This is a genomic window from Actinoplanes sp. NBC_00393 (genome assembly GCF_036053395.1).
Classification (GTDB): domain Bacteria; phylum Actinomycetota; class Actinomycetes; order Mycobacteriales; family Micromonosporaceae; genus Actinoplanes.
The window spans coordinates 10,713,822-10,733,593 of the sequence record NZ_CP107942.1; the positions used below are offsets into that span (position 1 = coordinate 10,713,822).

The following is a 19,772-nucleotide window of genomic DNA, read 5'->3' on the forward strand; positions in this document are numbered from 1 at the left end:
CGCCGGATGACGCTGGCGGCATGGCCATCACCGAACCCGGCGCCGAGCAACGGCGCCTGCACGACGCCGACACCGACACCGTGCCCTGGCGGCGCTGGGGACCGTACCTCAGCGAACGGCAGTGGGGGACGGTCCGCGAGGACTACAGCCAGGACGAGAACGCCTGGAACTACTTCAGTCACGATCACGCGCGCTCCCGGGCGTACCGGTGGGGTGAGGACGGCATCGGCGGGTTCAGCGACGAGGAGCAGCTGCTCTGCATGTCGGTGGCGCTGTGGAACGGCAACGACCCGATCCTCAAGGAGCGGTTCTTCGGGCTGACCAACACCGAGGGCAACCACGGTGAGGACGCCAAGGAGTACTGGTTCTACCTCGACGCCACGCCGACCCACTCCTACCAGCGGATGCTGTACAAGTACCCGCAGCGGGCGTTCCCGTACGACGACCTGGTCGCCACCAACCGGGACCGCGGGCCGCACGACTTCGAGTACGAGCTGCTCGACACCGGGATCTTCGCCGAGGACCGGTACTTCGACGTGGAGGTCGAGTACGCCAAGGACGGCCCGGAGTCGATCCTGTGCCGGATCACCGTGCACAACCGGGGCCCGGAGGCGGCCACGCTGCGGGTGCTGCCGACCGCCTGGTTCCGCAACACCTGGTCGTGGAGCGAGCCGGAGCCGAAACCGGTGCTGCGGTCGGTGCCCGGCGTCCCGGGTCTGTCGGTGGCCGAGGCGGACCACCCACGGCTGGGCACCCGCTGGCTGGCCTGCCTGGGTGACGCGCCGCTGCTGTTCACCGAGAACGAGACGAACACCGAGCGGGTGTTCGGCCGGCCGGACAGCAGCCCGTACCGCAAGGACAGCTTCGACCGCTACGTGGTGCACGGCGAGACCGGGGCGGTGAACCCGGCCGGGCTGGGCACCAAGGTCGCCGCGGACGTCACGCTCGACGTGCCGGCCGGCGGGTCGGCCGTGGTCCGGGTCCACCTCACCGACGAGCCGATCGTCGCCGGGGTCGAGGACCGCCGCGCGTCCCGGGACGCCTTCGACGCCCTGGTGGACCGGCGCCGTACCGAGGCCGACGAGTTCTACGCCGGCCTGCTCGACCCGGCGCTGCCCGACGCGCAGCGCCAGGTGGTCCGGCAGGCGCTGGCCGGCATGCTGTGGAGCAAGCAGTACTTCGGCTACGACGTGGAGCGCTGGCTCACCGAGCACGGCCGGGACCCGCTCGCGGCCCGCGGCACCCGCAACGGCGACTGGTTCCACATGGTCTGCCACGACGTGATCTCGATGCCCGACCCCTGGGAGTACCCCTGGTTCGCGGCGTGGGACCTGGCCTTCCACACGATCGCGCTGAGCCTGGTCGACCTCGGCTTCGCCAAGTGCCAGCTGGACCTGCTGCTCAGCCGCCGCTACCTGCACCCCAACGGCCAGATCCCGGCGTACGAGTGGAACTTCAGCGACGTCAACCCGCCGGTGCACGCGTGGGCCACCCACCTGGTCTACGAGCTGGACAAGTCCCGCCGCGGCGGCCAGGGCGACCACGTCTGGCTGGAGTCGGTCTTCCACGAGCTGTCGAAGAACTTCACCTGGTGGGTGAACCGCAAGGACCACGACGGCAACAACATCTTCCAGGGCGGCTTCCTCGGCCTGGACAACATCGGCGTCTTCGACCGCAGCGCGCAGCTGCCCACCGGCGGCTACCTGGACCAGGCGGACGGCACCGCGTGGATGGCGCTGTACTGCCAGAGCATGCTGCAGATCGCCCTGGAGCTGTCGGAGCACGACTCGACGTACGTCGAGCAGGCTCAGGCGTACTTCGAGCACTTCGCCTGGATCACCGTGGCCGTCAACCACGCGACCGGCAGCGCCACCATGTGGGACGAGGAGGACGGCTTCTTCTACGACCTGCTGCGGCTGCCGAACGGCGACTCCCAGCGGCTGCGGGTGCGTTCGCTGGTCGGGCTGCTGCCGCTGGCCGCGGCCACCGTGTACCCGCAGGACCTGACCTCGCGCCATCCGCAGCTGGTGGAGAGCATGCAGGACTTCGTGACCCGCCACCCGAGCGTCCGGTCGGTGCTGGCCGGGCGGGCGCAGGGGCAGAACGGCGGGCACCTGCTCGCGCTCTTCGACGAGCAGCGGCTGCGCCGCATCCTCACCACGATGCTGGACGAGGACGAGTTCCTCAGCCCGTACGGCATCCGGTCGGTGTCGAAGTTCCACGGCGAACACCCGTTCGAGTTCCGGGTGGGCGACCAGACGTACTCGGTGAAGTACCAGCCGGCCGAGTCGGACACCGGGATGTTCGGCGGCAACTCCAACTGGCGCGGCCCGATCTGGTTCCCGATGAACGTGCTGCTGATCCGCGCGCTGCTCAACCTGTACGTCGCCCACGGCGACGACTTCACCGTCGAGTGCCCGACCGGCTCCGGCGTGAAAATGACGCTTTTCGAGGTGGCCAAGGACCTCTCCGAGCGCCTGACCAGCATCTTCCTGCCCGACGAGGAGGGCCGCCGTCCGTGCTTCGGTGGCCAGCACATCTTCGCGAGCGAGCACTGGCGTGATCTGATTACCTTCTCCGAGTACTTCCACGGCGACAACGGGGCAGGCCTCGGCGCGGCGCACCAGACCGGGTGGACCGGGCTCGTCGCGGTCTTCCCGAACATCTTCGCCGGGCTGACCGGACCCGATCTGCTGGACCATGGCATGACCGGAGTGCTGCGCACAGCGCCCGGGCTGGAGGAGGAGCAATGAGTGGATGGCCGTCCGCGCCGGCGATCTACGAGATCGACACCTGGCCGTGGCTGACCGGGGTGGAGCAGCGGCTGGGCCGCCCGCTGACCCTGGCCGACGTGCCCGGCGAGATCTGGGACGAGGTGGCCGCGACCGGCCTGGACGCGGTCTGGCTGATGGGCGTCTGGGAGCGCAGCCCGGCCGGGCTCGAGGTGGCCCGGGCGAACGAGTCGCTGCAGCGGGCGTTCCGGGCGGCTCTGCCGGATCTCACGCCCGCTGACATCGTCGGCTCCCCGTACTGCGTCCGCCGGTACCGGGTCGACGACCGGTTCGGTGGCCCGGCCGGGCTGGCCGCGGCCCGCGCCGAGCTGAACCGGCGGGGCCTGCGGCTGGTCCTCGACTACGTGCCCAACCACGTGGCCCCGGACCATCCGGCGACGGTCGAGCACCCGAACTGGTTCATCCAGGGCAGCCCGACCGACCAGCTCGACGACCCGGCCGGCTGGTTCACCGCGGCCGGGCGGGTGCTGGCGCACGGCCGGGACCCGTACTTCCCGCCGTGGCCGGACGTCGCCCAGCTCAACGCGTTCGACCCGGGCCTGCGGGAGGCGACCGTGGCCGCGCTGACCGCCATCGGTGAGCAGTGTGACGGGGTGCGCTGCGACATGGCGATGCTGGTCACCAACGACATCTTCGCCCGGACCTGGGGCCGGTGGGCCGGCGCGGCGCCGGCCGCCGAGTTCTGGCCGTACGTCGTCGAGCGGGTCCGGGCCACCCACCCCGGTCTGGTGCTGATCGCCGAGGCGTACTGGGACATGGAGTGGACGCTGCAGCAGCAGGGCTTCGACTTCTGCTACGACAAACGGCTCTACGACCGGCTGGCCCACGAGAACGCCGACGCGGTCCGCAAGCACCTCAGCGCCGGCCGCGACTTCCAGGACCGGCTGATCCGCTTCGTGGAGAACCACGACGAGCCGAGGGCCGCCGCGACCCTGCCCGGCGACCGGGGCCGGGCCGCGGTGACCGCGATCGCGACGCTGCCCGGCGCCGCGCTCTGGCACGACGGTCAGTTCGAGGGGCGGCGTACGCACCTCCCGGTCTTCCTGGCCCGCTATCCGGAGGAACAGCTCGACCTGAATCTGCGCGACTTCCACCACCGGCTGCTCGAGGTGACCGCACCGGTACGCCGGGGTGACTGGCGGCTGCTCGACTGCCACGGCTGGCCGGACAACCCGAGCCACCACGACGTGCTCGCCTGGGCCTGGTCCGACGGCGGCACCCCACGGCACGTCGTGGCGATCAACTTCGGGGATCACCCGTCGCAGGGCCGGGTCGCCCTGCCCTGGCCGGTCCTGTCCGGACGGGCCTGGCGGCTCACCGATCTGCTCGACGGCCGGGTGTTCGAACGCGACGGTGACGAACTGGCCGGAGACGGTCTGTACGTGGACCTTCCGCCCTGGGGAGCGCACGTCCTTTCCGTGGAGTAGTGGCCGTCACACCGAGGGTCACGATTATCCGATCCGGACGATGCGCGGGGTCAGCCGCCGAGACGAGTCTGAACGAGAGATCGAAATGGGGTCGGCTCTCGGAGGTAAGCAGACGTGTCTATCGAACTGATGGCGGATCCGTCCGGCGTGATGAGCTACGGCCCGGACAACTCGTTGCTCGACTCCAAATTCGCGGTTCCGGCCGCGCCGCCGTTCATGGTGGCCCGGCCGGCGTTGATCGACCGGGTCACCGAGGGGGTTCAGGGCCCGGTCACGCTGGTCACCGGACTGGCCGGCAGCGGTAAGACGCAGCTGCTGGCCTCCTGGGTGAACAGCCGCGCGGTGAACTGGCCGGTCGCGTGGATCACGCTGGAGCAGGGTGACGAGCAGACGTCCACCTTCTGGACGTACGTGATGGAGGGGCTGCGCCGGGCCGGCGTCGAAGTGCCCCCGATGCCCGGCGGCGCGGTGAGCCGCGCCGTCCTCGGCCGCCTCGCGACGGCTGTCGACGAACAACCCACGCCGGTCGTGCTGGTGCTGGACGGGGCCTCCCAGCTGCCCGGCCGGGACTGGGCGATCGGGCTGGAGTTCCTGCTCAGCCACGTCCGCGGCCTGCGGGTCGTGCTCACCGGCCGGTGGGACCCGCCGCTACCGCTGTACCGGTACCGCCTCTCCGGCCAGCTCCGCGAGCTGCGCACCGCGGATCTGGCGTTCACCGCGGCGGAGGCGGCCCGGCTGATGGAGCTGCACGGGGTCGAGCTCGGCGAGCCGGAACTGGCCACCCTGCTCGAGCACACCGAGGGCTGGGCGGCCGGGATCCGGCTCTGCGCCTGTGCCCTGCAGGGCCGGTCGGACGCGAAGCGGATGGTCGAGACGATCTCGGGGAACGAGTCGACCATCGCCGAGTACTTCGTCGGTGAGGTGCTGCGACTGCAGACGCCGGAGGTGCGCCGGTTCCTGCTGGAGACCAGCGTGCTGGACACCTTCACGCCCGAGCTGGCCGCGGTGGTCACCGCCCGGCCGGACGCGTACCGGATGTTGACCACGCTGACCAGGGAGAACGCATTCATCCAGCCGGTCGGTGAGGGCTCCGAGGTCTACCGCTACCACCGGCTCTTCGCCGAACTCCTGCGCGCCCAGCTGGCCTGGACCGAGCCGGAGGAGGTGGCGGTGCTGCACGGGCGGGCGGCCGTCTGGCTGGCCGAGCAGGGCCGGCTGCTCGAGGCAGTGGACCACGCGGTGCAGGGCGGCGACTGGGGGACCGCCGCAGCCATGGTGGTCGAGGACTACGCGGTCGGCCGGCTGATCGTGGAGGGCAGCTCGGGCCGGCTCGGCACGATTTTCGCCCGGCTGCCGGAGCAGCTGGAGCTGCCCGAGGCGGTCATGGTCCGGGCCGCGATGGCCTACGGCGACGGTCGCCGGGAAGAGGCGGCGGAGCGTCTGGCGTACGCCGGAAAGCTGCTCAGCGTGCGCGGCAGCGCCTGCGGTGACGGGCTCACCCTGACCGGCTTCCTGGTGCAGATCCTGCTGCTGGCCGACGGTCCGGAACCGGAGCGGGTCAGCGAGCTGGTGGCGGTCGCCGAGGCGTTCCTGGCCGTCGCGCCGACCGACCGGCTGGCCCGGCATCCCGAGTTGCGCCTGCTCCTGCGTGCCGCGGAGGGGGTCGCGTTGTGCAACGCCGGCGCCGTGGACGCGGCTGTCGACGTGCTCGGCGACACGGCCGCCGGGGTGCTGCCGGGCTGCGAGTCGCTGCGGATCGACTGCCTGAGCCGGCTGGCCCTGCTGGAGGCCTACCGCGGGCGGCTGGGCCGGGCCGAGACGGTGGCGCGGCAGGCGCTCGAGCTCGCCGGCGAGTACGGCTTCGACCGGCGCCATCGACCGGGTGTGGCCGAGGTGACGCTGGCCTGGGTGGCGCTGGAACGCTACGACATCGAGGCCGCCGACCGGCACATCCGGGCCGCACAGCCGCTCTGCGGGGCGGGGGCGGACGGGCTGGCCGTGCTGTCGTACGCGATCGTCCGTGCCCGCCGCCTGCAGACCCGCGGTGAGCTGCGCGGAGCGACCAACGCCCTGCGGGCCGCGGACGAGTCCGACACGGCGGGGACGGCGCCGAAGTGGCTGGCCCGGGAGGTGGTTCTCGGCCGGGCCCGGATGCTGATCTCGGGCGGGCACCTGGACGAGGCGGCCGGGTTGCTGGACCGTTACCCGGACCCCTGCACGCCGGACGTCGCGGTGGTGCGGGCCGCGCTGGCGATGGCCCGGGGCGAGGCCAAGCTGGCGCACGACGTGGCCCGGACCGTGGCGGACGCCGCCGGGGCGCCGGTGCCGGTCGCGCTGGACGCCTGGCTGCTGCTGGCCATGCTGGCGGCCAACCAGGAGGACACCGCGGGAGCGCGCGAGGCGCTGCGCCGGGCGTTGCGGGTGGCGGCCGGGGAGTCGTACCGGCGGCCGGTGCACCAGGTGTGGAGCCAGTTGCGGCGGCTGCTGCGCGACGACGACCGGCTGGCGGTGCAGTACGGCGCGCTCGGGGCGGGTCCCGGTGCCGGGGCGGCGCCGGTGACCGAACCGGTCGTGGTGGAGGCGTTGAGCAAGAGGGAGCTCGACGTGCTCAAGGGAATGGCGGCGATGCTGCCGACCGAGGAGATCGCGGCGTCACTGTACGTCTCGGTCAACACCGTGAAGACGCATGTGCGGAGCATCCTGCGCAAGCTGTCGGCGGCACGGCGGAATGAGGCGGTCCGCCGGGCGCGGGCACTCAACCTCATCTGACCCGTGTTGCACCTTTTTTGAGATAAGACCTCCGGCCCGATTGTGCAAGTTGCACGTTGACCACGGCATCTGCAAATCCCATCAATACGAGGGGTTGCTGTTCGCCTACGGGGTGTGCTTCGGTGACGGTGAAGGCCAGCCGATGATTCACCCTCCGAAATCACATAGTTCTGCAGCGACGGGCTCGCCGGCGACGACGCCCCGTTGGTGGTGACGCTTCGTGTCTGTTGCGCGTCCTGGCCGGTGAGCACCGGGCAGTGCTCGCCCGACGGGCCAGGACGGCTTCGGACAAAGGCATCGCGGGTGTTCGCCCGTTCCGCGACCGGGCGACCCGCGGTGCCGTATTTGGGGGAATGCGGTATGCGGGAGATCGGGCCGAGCGGGTTGCACATATCGACGGCGGTCGGGCGGGTGGTTCGCCCGCGCGTGCCCGAAGGCGTGCTGTGGCGCCCGCGCCTGGCCGAGGCGATGGACGCCGGCGTCCGCCGCCCGGTCACCGTGCTCTGCGCGGGACCGGGCTGGGGCAAGACCGCCCTGGTCTCCTCGTGGGCCGGCACCCGGTCGCTGTCCGGCCCGATCGCCTGGCTCTCCCTCGACACCCAGCACGACGACCCGCTGGCCTTCTGGTCCGACCTGATCCTCGCGCTGCGGACAGCCGGCGCCATCCCGCCGACCAACTCGGTTCCCGAGCCGGGGCCGCGGACCGCTGAGGACGACTCGGCGTTCCGGCGCGCGTTCACCGCCGCGCTGGCCGGGTTGCCCGCGGTCACCGTGGTCGTCCTCGACGACCTGCACCGGGTGACCGATCCGCGGGTGGTGGGCGGGCTCGGCGGGCTGCTGGCGGATCTGCCGGAGCGGCTGCGGTTCGTGCTGATCTCGCGTACCGAGCCGGCGGTGCCTCTGCACCGGCTCCGGGCGGCCGGCCACCTGACCGAGTTGCGTGCTGCCGACCTGGCGTTCCGGGTCGAGGAGGCGGGTGAACTCCTCGCGCTGCAGGGCCGCCGGCCGCCTGCTCCGGATCTCGCCGCCCTGGTCCGGCGTGCCGAGGGCTGGGGCGCGGGCCTGCGCCTGACGCTGGAGCCCGCGTCCGCGTCCGGCGCCGTCGAGGACTTCCTGGCTCAGGAGGTGCTCGCCGAGCAGCCCACGCAGATCCGGGACTTCCTGCTGCGGACCAGCGTGCCGGACCGGATCTGCGGTGAGCTGGCCGACGCGCTCACCGGCCAGCGCTACGGCCACCGCACCCTCGAACGGCTCGAACGGGCCAACGTCTTCGTGGAGCGGATCGGCCCCGGGCGGTGGTTCCGCTACCACCAGATGTTCCGCGCCGCGCTGCGCCACCAGCTCGCCCTCACCCAGCCGGACGTGGTGCCGCGGCTGCACCTGCTCGCCGCCCAGTGGTACGCCGGAAAGGGCAACGGCCTGACCGCTCTGAACCACGCCGCGGCGGCCCAGGACTGGGACTTCGTCGCCCGGCTGGTGGTGGACCGCGGGTTGCAGCTGTTCGCCTCGGTGGACCGTGCCGAGGTGATCGAGGTGCTGCGGCGGATCCCGGCCGAGCGGCTCACCGACAGCCCCGAGCTCATCGTCAGCAGCGCCCTGCTCGCCTTCGCCCAGGGCGATCTGGACGTGATCCCGCAACGGCTGGCCCGCGCCCGGTCACTGCTGGCCGGCCGGGGCCCGGCGTACCGGGCCGGCATCGACCTGGCCCTCACCGTGCTGGAGTCCGGCGCCGTCCTGCGCCGGCACGGCGACATGGCCCGGCTCACCACGGCCAGCTCGGAGATGCTCGACGATCTGGCCGCGCTGCGCTGGGACCAGGTGCCGGCCCGGCTGCAGTACCGGGCGATGGCGCTCAGCAACAAGGGCACCGGCCTGCTCTGGACCGGCCGTCTGGACCACGCGGAACGCTATCTGTGGGCGGCCGCCTCCGGGGCCCGGGCCGCCGGGGTGCCGCTCGTCGAGATCAGCGCCTTCGCTCACCTGGCCCTGCTCGCCTTCGTGCAGGGCTCGCTGAACGGCGCCCGCGAGCACGTCATCGCGGCCACCGACGTGGCCCGCCGGATTGACGCCCGGGTCCGGCCCGCGGTCGCGCTCGCGTACCTGACCGACGCCCTGATCGAGTCCGAACGCGGCCGGGAAGCCGAGGCGGAGGGCGCGCTGCGCCGGGGCCTGCACGCGCTCGGCGACAACCCGGAGGCCACGCTGGCGATCGTGGCCGTGCTGGTCCGCGCCCGGTTGCTGCTGGACCGCGGTGAGCCGCTCGCCGCCCGGTCGGTCCTGCGGCGGGCCCGTGAGGAGGCCGGGCCACTGTTGTCCGCTCCGCTGCTGGACCGGCTGGTCGGGCTCGGGGTCGCGGAGGCGGACCTGGCGCTCGGCGAGCCGGGCGCCGTCCTGGCCCGGTACGCGCACCGCCCGGCCGTGCCCGCGCTGCTCCCCGCCGAGCAGGTGTGCCTGGCCCGGGCCTACCTCGCCGCCGGACGGGAGCCGGCCGCCGAGAGCCTGCTGTCGCGCGTACGGGAGAGCCCGGACCGGGTCTCCGGCGTCTCGGCCTGGCTCCTCACCGCGCTCGCCGCGGACGCGCACGGCCGGGGCGCCCGGGCCGGCGAGGCGCTCACCCGGGCGCTCGCCGACGCCGAGCCGGAGCTGATCCGCCGCCCGTTCCGCAACTTCGACGCGCCCCGGGTGACCGTGCTGGCCGAACGGCAGCAGTGGCTCACCGAGCTGCGCGGGCCGGTCAGCGACGGGGTGCTCGCCGAGATCACCGGGGAACTGCCGGTGCTCGGCGCTGCGGCGCACACCGCCGGGCCGCTCAGCGAGCGGGAACTGGAGGTGCTGCAGTACCTTCCGACCGTCCTGACCGCCGGGGAGATCGCGGAGAACCTCGGCATCTCGGTGAACACGGTCAAGGCGCACATGCGGTCGATCTACCGCAAGCTCGGCGCCGGGCGGCGGCGCGAGGCGGTCGTGCAGTCCCGTCAGCTCGGTTTGCTCTGAGCCGGCTGCTCACCCATCCGGGATGAGGAACGCAGGTCGGCGAGCAGCCCGCCCACCACAGCGGTGAGCAGCAGCACGAACGAGATGACGTACAGCCAGCCGATGAAGGTGAAGGCCAGCCCGATCGTCCCGTACCGTTCCGCGCTGACCTGCATCGCCCGCGGGAGGTAGACGCTGCCCGCGGCGCGGACGCCGACCATCACCGCGCCGAAGAGCAGCGCGCTGGACACGAGACGCCGCCGGGACAGGCACGGCCCGAGCAGGATCCGGGGCAGCAGGAAGGCCAGCGCGAAGTCGGCGCTGAAGGTCAGGATCGCGCCGGCGAGGTGCGGCGCCGGGAGCAGACCGCTGAGCCAGCCCAGCAGCCGCGCGGTGACCAGGAACAGCACGAGCAGCAGCACGGTGCCGATCTGCCAGGCGGTCGCGGCGGGGCCGGCCTTGCGGCCGGGTGCCGTCCAGATGGCCCGGTACGCCCGGTTCAGCGCCCGCGCCAGCCCGGTCGCGGAGATGATCACGATGAGGCCGCCGGCCACCCCGAATGCTCCGCTGCGGCTGCCGCTCAGCGCTTCGTCGACCAGCCGGACGCTGCTCTCCGGCAGGTTCAGCAGGTCGTCGAGGCGTTCCCGGGCGCGATGGCCGAGAAGCGCACCCAACATGATCAGGATCGGGAAGATCGAGGTGAACGCCTGGGCGGCGAGGGTCATCGACCGGTCGAAGATCTGCACCCGGATCAGCTCGCTGGCCGTGTCGAGCAGCAGGTTCCCGACCCGGTTCCGCAGGATCGGCGCGGCGCGCGGGCGCAGCCACGCGGGCATCGCGGCGAGCACGCTGCCCGCCGTGAAGGGCCGGTCGGGACCCGGCGTCGGCTCGGTCACTCCGTCATGGTCGGTGGCCCGGGCGCAGCGAGCATCATCCGGCACGGATGGCGTCGGCGGCGCCGGCCGCGCCGACACTGACGGCATGCAGCAAGCCGAACCCCAGCCGCGCCGGTTCGCGGCGCCGGTGTTGTCCGCCCTGGTGCCGGTAGCCCTGGGCGCCGTGGCGGTGGCCGTCACCGTCGCTCTGATGCCCGGCATCACCGCCGACAGCGGATGGGCGATCCTGGCGGCCGCGGTCCTGATCGGACTGTTCGGGGCCGTGGTACGCCCGTTGCTGGTGATTGTGCTGTCGGCGCTCGGCTGGACCGGGGTGGTGCTGGGCTGGCTGATCGTCCAGTCGCTGCTCGTCTACGCCGCGTTGTCGCTGGTCCCGGGCATCCACGTGCACGACTTCTGGACCGCGTTCTGGGCGTCCTGGCTGGGCGCCACGCTGATGAGCATCGGGCACTGGGCGGTCACCGCCGGGCAGCCGGGCGCGGTCACCCAGCATCTGCTCCGGGTCAACCGGCACTTCCGGCGCAGCGTGCCGACCAGCGAGGTGCCGGGCTTCGTGATGATCCAGATCGACGGGCTGTCCGCGCCGCTGGCCCGGTGGGCGGTCGAGGCCGGCAACCTGCCGACCCTGGGCCGGTGGCTGCGCACCGGCAGCCACACGCTCGCCGAGTGGCACGCGCAACTGCCGGCCACGACGCCGGCCAGCCAGGCGGGGCTGCTGCACGGCGCGAGCGCGCAGGTTCCGGCATTCCGGTGGTACGAGAAGACGGCCGGCCGCCTCGTCGTGACGAACCATCCCCGGGACAGCGCCCTGGTCGAGTCCCGCTGCACGACCGGTCGCGGCCTGCTCGCCGACGGCGGGGTCAGCGTCAGCAACGTCTTCTCCGGTGACGCCGCCACCTCGCTGCTCACCATGAGCACGGTCCAGGCGAAACGGCGTCCCGGCCCGGCCCGCTACCTCAGCGCGTACCTGATGGACCCGTTCGGCCTGACCCGCTCGCTGGTGCTGACCATCGGCGAAATGATCAAGGAGCTGTACCAGGCGCGCCGGCAGAAGCTGCGTCACGTGCAGCCGCGGATGCGCCGGCACGGCTCGTACGTGCTGCTGCGCGGCGCCACCAACGTGCTGATGCGGCACCTGAACCTGGCGATCGTCGCCGAGCAGATGATGCGCGGCGCGCCGTCGGTCTTCTGCGACTTCGTCGACTACGACGAGATCGCGCACCACGCCGGCCCGGCCCGGCCTGAGTCGCTCGCCTCCCTGGAGGGCATCGACGGGGTGCTGGCCACGTTGGAGGAGGTGGCCGCGTCGGCGCCCCGGCCGTACCACTTCGTGGTGCTCTCCGACCACGGGCAGAGCCAGGGCGCCACCTTCGAGCAGCGTTACGGTCTGCGCCTGGACGACCTGGTGGAACGGCTCACCGACACCGACCAGGTGGTGGTCACCGAGGAGAACGAGCAGGAGGGCCGGGCCCGGGCGTTGCGGGCCGGGCTCACGCGTACCCCGAAGGCGCCGCAGGCGGAAGCGCAACCGGCGGCGAAGCCGGCGCCGGAGCGCCCGGAGATAGTCATCGCCGCCTCCGGGAACCTCGCCCTGGTGTATTTCACCCGGCTGCCCGGCCGGGTCCTCCTCGAAGAAATCGAGGAGCGGCACCCGAAGCTGCTGACCGGACTGGTGGAACACCCCGGGGTCGGGTGGGTGATGGTGCGGTCCCGCTCCGAGGGGCCGGTGGTGATCGGCCGGTCCGGCCGGCGCCGGCTCGACGACGACAAGGTGGAGGGCCTGGATCCGCTGCTCGGCTTCGGCCCGCTCGCCGCCGACGACCTGCGCCGGCACGACGGCCTCGCGAACACCGGCGACCTGGTGATCAACAGCCTGTGGGATCCGGTCACCCAGGAGGTCGCCGCGTTCGAGGAGCTGATCGGGTGCCACGGCGGGCTGGGCGGCTGGCAGAACCGGCCGGTGCTGATCCACCCGCGGACCCTGTCCGCGCCGGGCCAGCTGGTCGGCGCCGATGCCGTGCACCATCTGCTCTGCGACTGGATGGAGCAGGTCGGCTGCCGGACCGCGAAACGGGACCTCATCCTTCCGGGGTGAACCAGGCCGCAGGTGCAACGGCGGACGATGACGTTCACCGTCCCTCGGGGAGAGGACATCGCCATGTGCCGCTGGCTGGCATATTCGGGTACGCCGATCCGGCTCGAAGAACTGCTGTACAAACCCCGCTACTCGCTGATCGACCAGAGCATGCACTCCCGCTACGGGGTGGAGACCACCAACGGCGACGGCTTCGGGGTCGGCTGGTACCCGGTCGACGGCCCGGCCGCACCCGCCCTGTTCCGCGGCGTCGGGCCGGCCTGGAGCGATGCGAACCTGCGGGAGATCGCCCGGTCGACGGTCTCGCCGCTGTTCCTGGCGCACATCCGGGCCAGCACCGGCACCCCGGTCCAGCAGACCAACTCCCACCCGTTCCGGTACGAGAACTGGCTGTGGCTGCACAACGGGGCGATCCGCGACTTCCACCGGCTCAAGCGGGACCTGATCCTGGCCGTCGATCCGGAGCTGTATCCGTACCTGGCCGGGTCCACCGACTCCGAGGTGATGTTCTACCTGGCGCTGACCTTCGGGCTGCGCGACCGGCCGGTGGCCGCGGTGGAACGGATGGCCGGGCTGGTTGAGTCGGTGGGCCGGGCGTACGGCGTGCCGCAGCCGTTGCAGATGACCGTGGCCACCACCGACGGCGACCGGACCTGGTGCTTCCGCTACTCCAGCGAGGGACACAGCCGTTCGCTGTACTACAGCACCGACATCACCGCGCTGCACACGCTGTACCCGGAGAACGAGCGGCTGCGCAAGCTCTCCGACGAGACCCGGCTGGTCGTCTCCGAGCCGCTCGCCGATCTGGAGGGCGCCTGGCAGCCGGTGCCGGAGTCCAGTTACGGCGTGATCCAGAAGGGCGACGACGAGCTGGGACGCTTCGAACCCGCCGTGCCGTGAGATGGGCTTCCACGTCGACTCCGAGGTCGGGCGGCTGCGTCAGGTGGTACTGCACCGGCCCGGCGCCGAGCTGACCGGCCTGACCCCGGGAAACGTCCGGGACGGGCTCTTCGACGACACCCCGTGGGCCCGCCGGGCGCGGGAGGAGCACGACGCGTTCGCCGAGGTGCTGCGCGTACGCGGGGTCAAGGTGCACTACTTCGACCGGCTGCTCGCCGACGTGCTGGACATCCCGCGGGCCCGGTCCTGGATCCTGGACCGGGTCGTCACCGGCGACACCGTCGGGCCGGCGCTGGCCGGCCCGCTGCGCCGGCTCACCGAACAGGCCGAGAGCGAGTCGCTGGCCGGATACCTGATCGGCGGGGTGCGCCGCAGCGACCTGTCCGGCTTCACCGTCCACAGCCTGCGCTGGGAACTGCTCGGCGCCGACGACTTCGTGCTCGCGCCGCTGCCCGGCCACCTGTTCCCGCGGGACAGCTCGGCCTGGATCCACAGCGGGGTCAGCATCAACCCGATGGCCCGGCCGGCCCGGCTGCGGGAGTCGGTGCACTGCGCGGCGATCTACCGGTTCCATCCGATGTTCATGCTCGCCGACCTCACCGTCTGGTACGGCGGCGAGGATCAGCCCCACCAGCCGGCCACCCTGGACGGCGGTGACGTGCACGTGCTGGGCGGCGGCACGGTGCTGATCGGCCTGGGGAAGCGGTCCACCCCGATGGGCCTGGAGAACCTGGCCCGCAGCCTGTTCACGGCCGGCGTGGCGAATACCGTGATCGCCGTCGAGTTGCCGCGGTCCCGGGCCACGATGAACCTGGACACCGTGCTGACGATGATCGACCGGGAGACCTTCGTGGTGCATCCTGAGCTGCGCCAGCCGCTGCGGTCGTGGACCGTGCGGCCCGCCGCCGGCCCGGACGAGCTGCGGGTGACCCGCAACGACGACCTGTTCGCCACCCTCGCCGGGACCGCCGACACCGACCCCGACAAGATCCAGGCCCTGGAGACCGATGCCGCCAGCCTGCTCACCGTCGAACCCGGCGTGCTCATCGGGTACGAACGCAACGTCACCACCAACACGTACCTGCGCGGACAGGGCTTCGAGGTGATCACCGTCGCCGGGAGCGAGCTCGGCCGCCGGCGTGGCGGGCCGCGCTGCCTGGCCTGCCCGATCGAACGCGACGCCGGCTGAGATGGCGGTCCTCGTCGCGCACGTGTCCGACCTGCACCTGGGCGCACACCACGAGGACGCGGTGGACGGCCTCGTGGTGGACGTCGCGGCCGCCCGCCCGGACCTGACCGTGGTCACCGGGGACAGCACGATGCGGGCCCGCACAGCCGAGTTCGAGCAGGTCCGGGAGCTGCTCGACCGGTTGCCCGGGCCGGTGCTCGCGGTCACCGGCAACCACGACCTGCCGCTGTTCAGCACGCAGCGGGTGCTCGACCCGTACGCCCGCTATCAAAGCTGGATCGATGCCGACCTGGACCCGGTCGTCCGCGTCCCCGGCCTCACCGCCCTCGGTCTTCAGTCGATGCCGCGCTGGCGGTGGAAGAACGGCCTGGTCACCGCCGGGCAGGCCACCTCGGTGGCCGATGTCCTGGGCGGCGCGCCGGAGGGCGACGTCCGGCTGCTCGCCCTGCACCACCCGCCGCTGGCCACCGGAACCGCCCGGATCGTCGGCCGGCGCCGGCTGCTCGGCGCGGTCCGCGCCGCCCGGGTCGACCTGGTGCTCGCCGGGCACACCCACGTGCCGGACGTGCGGATCGCGCAGCAGTCCCGGCCGGTCTTCGTGGTCGCCGGCACCGCCACCAGCCGCCGGGTCCGCGGCACCCAGCGCTCGTGGAGCCTGATCAGCGTGGACCGGGGCGAGGTCGTCGTCCGGGAGCGCTACTTCGGCCCGTCCGGCTGGCACACCGGGCGGGTGGTGACCTTTCCCCCCGGCTAGTGCAGGAAGGTCTTCAGGCCGATCAGGGCGGCGCCGAACGCGCCGGCCACCAGGGTGGAGACGATCTGCTCGCCGCGTGAGAGCCGGCCGCCCGCGCCCATCCGCCAGCCGGCCACGCAGAGCAGCACGGTGGTGCAGATCAGCGAGGCCAGCTCCGCACTGAGCAGCCGCGCGCCGGTGAGCCGGACCAGAAGCAGGACCAGCAGAGGCAGGGCGGTCGCGGTGACCAGCTCCCAGCCGTGGGTCAGATGGTGGCGTACGGTCTGCCAGGTCGGCCGGTGCCCCGAGTGGATCCGCTCGGCGACGATCCGGGCGTACCGTTCCGCCGCCCAGTACACGGTGAGCGTGACCAGCACCCCGACCACCACCGCCACCGCCGTCTTCGCATGCGCGGCGACCACCACCGCACCGCCCACGATCAGCCCGTAGATGCCGGACGCGGTGGCCTCCTCACTGTCGTGGGTCAGCCGGACGCGGATGGAACCGGACATGAGGTCTCCCATCGGCAGGTCTCCCGTCGAGGGTCGCCGAGCGGGTCCGCGGACTCCTCATCCGGCCGGGGTGAACCACGCGCGGGCCCGGACGCCGATGCTCGTCATGGAACGGCAGGGGGGACGAAAGATGGGCAACGTGCTGCGCCGCCGCTCGGACCGGGTCGAGCGCGCGATGATCGCGACGCTGCTCGTCCTCTTCCTGGCCGGCGCGCCGCTGCTCGCCTGGTGGGCGGGCCGGACGAGCTATCAGGCCGACATCCGTGGCCTGGAGTGGGAACGCACCCACATCTTCCAGGTCGAGGCGGTACTGGTCAGCGAGCCGGAGATGCTGGGCGGCAGCGACTCCCGGACGGTCGCCCCGCGCGCGGCCCGGGCCACCTGGCCGGCGCCGGACGGCACGCCGCGCCACGGCATCGTGCAGGTCGCCGAGGACGCCCGGCTCGGCGACCGGGTCCCGGTCTGGGTCGACGACCGGGGCGTGCTGCGCGTACCGCCGCTGGAACGCCACCCGGTCGGGCAGGCCGTGGTGGTGGCCGGCGCGGTGCTGCTCTGCATGGCCGCCGCGCTGGTCGGGATCTGCGCCGTCGGCCGTGCCCTGCTCGACCGGCACCGGGCCCGGGCCTGGCAGCGGGAATGGCGCGAGGTCGGCCCGCAGTGGAGCCGTTCATCCGGTGCGAGTGACGCCTAGCGGAGGCGTGCGGCGAAGGCTGAGCGGATGACGGAGAGAACCCGGTTCCCGGCCGATCTGCGACAGGCGCTGATCGCCTTCGCGCTGGCCCAGTTCATCTGCAGCTTCGCCGGCTCCAACATGAACGTGATGATCAGCGACATCAGCGACGACCTGGACACCACGGTGCAGGGCGTGCAGCTCGCGATCACCCTCTTCCTCCTGGTGATGGCCGCGCTGATGATCCCCGGCGGCAAGCTGACCGACCTGCTCGGCCGCAAGTGGTGCCTGATCGCGGGCCTGGCCATGTTCGGCTCCGGCGCGCTGCTCAGCGCGCTCGCGCCGGCCCTGTGGGTCATGGTGATCGGCTACTCGATCATGGAGGGGATCGGCACGGCGCTGCTCATCCCACCCGTCTACATCCTCACCACGCTGCTGTTCCGCGACATCGGCTCGCGGGCGAAGGCGTTCGGCGCGATCAGCGCGATGGGCGGCATCGGCGCCGTGGCCGGCCCGCTGATCGGTGGCCTGGTCGCCTCCGCCATCCACTGGCGGGCCGCCTTCGTCCTGCAGGCCCTGATCTGCGCGGTGATCGTGCTGCTCGCCCGTAGGGCGGTCCGCGACCCACTGCCGGCCGACCGCAGCATGCCGTTCGACGTGCTCGGCGCGGTGCTCTCCGCCACCGGACTGATCCTGATCGTGCTGGGCATCCTGGTCAGCGACAACAACGTCTGGGCGATGCTCGGCCTGGTCCTGGCCGGCGCGCTGATGCTGGTCTGGTTCTTCGCCACGGTCCGGGCCAAGGAACGCACCGGCCGGGAGCCGCTGCTCTCCACCGTGCTGTTCCGCAACCGCACCTCCAACCTCGGGCTGGTCACCCAGAACATGCAGTGGCTGATGGTGATGGGCAGCTCGTTCGTGATCTCCACCTACCTGCAGGTGGTGCAGGGCTACAACGCGATCGAGACCGGCGGGGTGTTCACCGCCACCACGGTCGGCGTGCTGCTCTCGTCACTGGCGGCGGGACGGATGGCCCGGCGGCGGCCGCAGCGCACGCTGATCATCGGCGGGTTCCTGGTCACCATCGCCGGCATCGCCCTGCTGCTCCTGCTCGGCGGCACCGAGGCCGGCGTCTGGACGATGCTGCCCGGCCTGTTCGTCATCGGCCTCGGCCTGGGCGGGATGCTCACCCCGTCGGTGAACGTGGTGCAGTCCAGCTTCGGCGAGGACCTGCAGGGCGAGATCTCCGGCCTGTCCCGCAGCATCTCCAACCTGGGCTCGTCGCTCGGCGCGGCGCTGACCGGCACGATCCTGGTCGCCCAGGTGGACAGTTCGGCGCCGGGGCGGGCGTACGTCTGGGCCATGATCGCGGTGGCCGGCGCCGGCGTGATCGGCCTGGTGGCCGCCGCCTACCTGCCGCGCGGCGGCTTCACCCCGGCGTCCGACGCGCAGCCCGCGCCGGCCGGCGGGTCCCGCAGCACGTAGTCGATCGCCGCGGCCGGCAACCGCTCCTGCTCCCGGGCCAGCAGCAGCATGGCCCGGGCATCGGCCGCGGTCGGCCGGCCCGGGTCGAGCGCGCGCGGCCACAACCGCCCGTGCCGTACCGCGGCGATCTCGCCGGCCAGCACCAGCACGTTGCTGAGCAGGTAGAACAGCGTGAAGAAGCCGGCCACGGTGGCGAAGGCGCCGTAGACCGGGCCGGCCCGGCGCACCATCTCCGGCATCACCGTGGCGCCCAGGTTCAGCACCAGGACCACCGCGACCGCGCCGGGCAACGCGGCCGGCCAGAGCGAGGCGAGCGGCGCCGGGCGGGCGAGCAGCAGCCGGGCGACGGACACCAGCACCACGAACGCCACCCCGCACGAGCCCAGCACGGCGCCGGCGCGGGAGAAGGCGGGCAGCATCGGCAGCGCCGATACGGCGACGGTGAGCACGCCGATCGCGACGGTTCCGGCCAGGATGATCCCCAGGCCGCCGAGCACCCGCAGATAGCGGGCGAGCACGCCGTAGCGCCGCACGAACGGCACGGCCGCCAAGTGATTGACCGTCTCGTACGCCGAGACGACCACCCCGGTCCCCGAGAAGACCAGCCCCACCACGCCGACGACCAGCGCGGTCGTCGACGAGGAGAACACCGCCATCGAACCCGAGATGTCCTCCTGCAACCCGGCCGGGACGATCGCCGCGACCAGCTCCTGCCGCAGCTCCGGCCGGCGCGACAGCACCTCGGAGACGATCGCGACACCGAGCAGCAGGGTCGGGAAGAGACTGATGAACCCGTAGTAGGTGATCAGCGCGGCCTCGCGGTACCCGCAGTCGTCCAGGTACTTGCAGATCACCGCGTAGCAGAAGCCCAGCGCGGGACGCCGTCGTTGCAGGTCGTCCAGGCGCCGGACGATCACGACCCGTACGCGTCGGCCAGCTCGCGGCCGTGCGCGGCGACCGAGTAGACGACGACGGTGGCCAGCGCGATCGCCAGCACCGACCAGACCGGATGGACGTGGTGGAACGCGAAGTTCACCAGGGCCGCCACACAGCCGATCACGATCGCCAGCACCCGCGCCCAGGTCAGGCCGCGGACCAGGCCGACACCGGTGACCACGGCGACCGCGCCGAGCACCAGGTGCAGCCAGGCCAGGGCGGTCAGCGACACCGGCAGCAGCTGGTCGGCCCGGGTGCCGGCCAGAACCTCCGGGCTGATCAGCGCGATCAGGCCGAGGCAGAAGTGCAGGGTGCCGAGCAGCACCAGGATGATGCCGCCGAACAGCACCCAGGCGATCCAGCCGGTGGCCCGGCTCTCCTCCACTTGCATCGCC

The 19,772-nt window shown here is 72.3% G+C and carries 14 protein-coding genes; 10 read left to right on the forward strand and 4 right to left on the reverse strand.

All coding sequences use genetic code 11. From position 1 onward, the window contains the following. The first annotated feature begins 20 nt into the window (after positions 1-20). The 4 genes from OHA21_RS49655 (at position 21) to OHA21_RS49670 (ending at position 9,982) form a co-directional block, all read left to right on the forward strand. Positions 21-2,753 carry an MGH1-like glycoside hydrolase domain-containing protein gene (locus OHA21_RS49655; RefSeq protein WP_328467675.1) on the forward strand — a complete coding sequence of 911 codons (2,733 nt, stop codon included), beginning with the start codon at positions 21-23 and terminating at the stop codon, positions 2,751-2,753. After that, on the forward strand, positions 2,750-4,219 hold the full coding sequence (locus tag OHA21_RS49660; protein ID WP_328467677.1) for an alpha-amylase family glycosyl hydrolase: 1,470 nt from the start codon (positions 2,750-2,752) through the stop codon (positions 4,217-4,219). Before OHA21_RS49655 ends, OHA21_RS49660 begins: the two co-directional genes overlap by 4 nt. 114 nt (positions 4,220-4,333) lie before the next feature. Continuing rightward, entirely contained in the window at positions 4,334-6,988 is a 2,655-nt protein-coding gene (locus tag OHA21_RS49665; RefSeq protein WP_328467679.1) for a LuxR C-terminal-related transcriptional regulator, read from the forward strand. A gap of 360 nt (positions 6,989-7,348) precedes the next feature. Continuing rightward, a complete protein-coding gene (locus OHA21_RS49670) occupies positions 7,349-9,982 on the forward strand; it encodes a LuxR C-terminal-related transcriptional regulator (RefSeq protein ID WP_328467681.1) in 2,634 nt (877 codons plus the stop codon). Here OHA21_RS49670 and OHA21_RS49675 read toward each other — a convergent pair. Further along, on the reverse strand, positions 9,964-10,857 hold the full coding sequence (locus OHA21_RS49675; RefSeq protein ID WP_328467683.1) for a YhjD/YihY/BrkB family envelope integrity protein: 894 nt from the start codon (positions 10,855-10,857) through the stop codon (positions 9,964-9,966). The two genes, OHA21_RS49670 and OHA21_RS49675, sit on opposite strands and share 19 nt — an antisense overlap. Before the next feature lie 85 nt (positions 10,858-10,942). Here OHA21_RS49675 and OHA21_RS49680 point away from each other — a divergent pair, with 85 nt between their 5' ends. The 4 genes from OHA21_RS49680 to OHA21_RS49695 are packed head-to-tail and all read left to right on the forward strand — an operon-like array spanning position 10,943 to position 15,795. After that, entirely contained in the window at positions 10,943-12,952 is a 2,010-nt protein-coding gene (locus OHA21_RS49680; protein ID WP_328467685.1) for a phage holin family protein, read from the forward strand. A 27-nt stretch (positions 12,953-12,979) separates the two neighbouring features. Then, the gene (locus OHA21_RS49685; protein WP_328467687.1) at positions 12,980-13,852 is read left to right on the forward strand and encodes a class II glutamine amidotransferase; all 873 of its coding nucleotides are present in this window, start codon (positions 12,980-12,982) and stop codon (positions 13,850-13,852) included. 1 nt (position 13,853) lies between these two features. Then, the gene (locus OHA21_RS49690) at positions 13,854-15,041 is read left to right on the forward strand and encodes an arginine deiminase (protein ID WP_328467689.1); all 1,188 of its coding nucleotides are present in this window, start codon (positions 13,854-13,856) and stop codon (positions 15,039-15,041) included. A 1-nt stretch (position 15,042) separates the two neighbouring features. Further along, positions 15,043-15,795 carry a metallophosphoesterase family protein gene (locus OHA21_RS49695; protein WP_328467691.1) on the forward strand — a complete coding sequence of 251 codons (753 nt, stop codon included), beginning with the start codon at positions 15,043-15,045 and terminating at the stop codon, positions 15,793-15,795. Here the strand turns inward: OHA21_RS49695 and OHA21_RS49700 are convergent. Beyond that, positions 15,792-16,286 carry a hypothetical protein gene (locus tag OHA21_RS49700; protein ID WP_328467693.1) on the reverse strand — a complete coding sequence of 165 codons (495 nt, stop codon included), beginning with the start codon at positions 16,284-16,286 and terminating at the stop codon, positions 15,792-15,794. The two genes, OHA21_RS49695 and OHA21_RS49700, sit on opposite strands and share 4 nt — an antisense overlap. Positions 16,287-16,392: 106 nt before the next feature. On the opposite strand from OHA21_RS49700, the gene OHA21_RS49705 reads away from it, so the two are divergent. Continuing rightward, positions 16,393-16,977: an Rv1733c family protein gene (locus tag OHA21_RS49705; protein WP_328467695.1), complete on the forward strand. Its 585-nt coding sequence runs from the start codon at positions 16,393-16,395 to the stop codon at positions 16,975-16,977. Between the two features lie 27 nt (positions 16,978-17,004). Continuing rightward, entirely contained in the window at positions 17,005-18,441 is a 1,437-nt protein-coding gene (locus OHA21_RS49710) for an MFS transporter (protein ID WP_328467697.1), read from the forward strand. Here the strand turns inward: OHA21_RS49710 and OHA21_RS49715 are convergent. Both OHA21_RS49715 and OHA21_RS49720 read right to left on the reverse strand, forming a co-directional pair. Continuing rightward, positions 18,366-19,358 carry a YihY/virulence factor BrkB family protein gene (locus tag OHA21_RS49715; protein WP_328467699.1) on the reverse strand — a complete coding sequence of 331 codons (993 nt, stop codon included), beginning with the start codon at positions 19,356-19,358 and terminating at the stop codon, positions 18,366-18,368. The genes OHA21_RS49710 and OHA21_RS49715 overlap by 76 nt on opposite strands. After that, complete coding sequence (locus tag OHA21_RS49720; protein ID WP_328467701.1) at positions 19,355-19,768, reverse strand: DUF7144 family membrane protein; 414 nt, start codon at positions 19,766-19,768, stop codon at positions 19,355-19,357. Before OHA21_RS49720 ends, OHA21_RS49715 begins: the two co-directional genes overlap by 4 nt. Between the last annotated feature and the right edge of the window lie 4 nt (positions 19,769-19,772).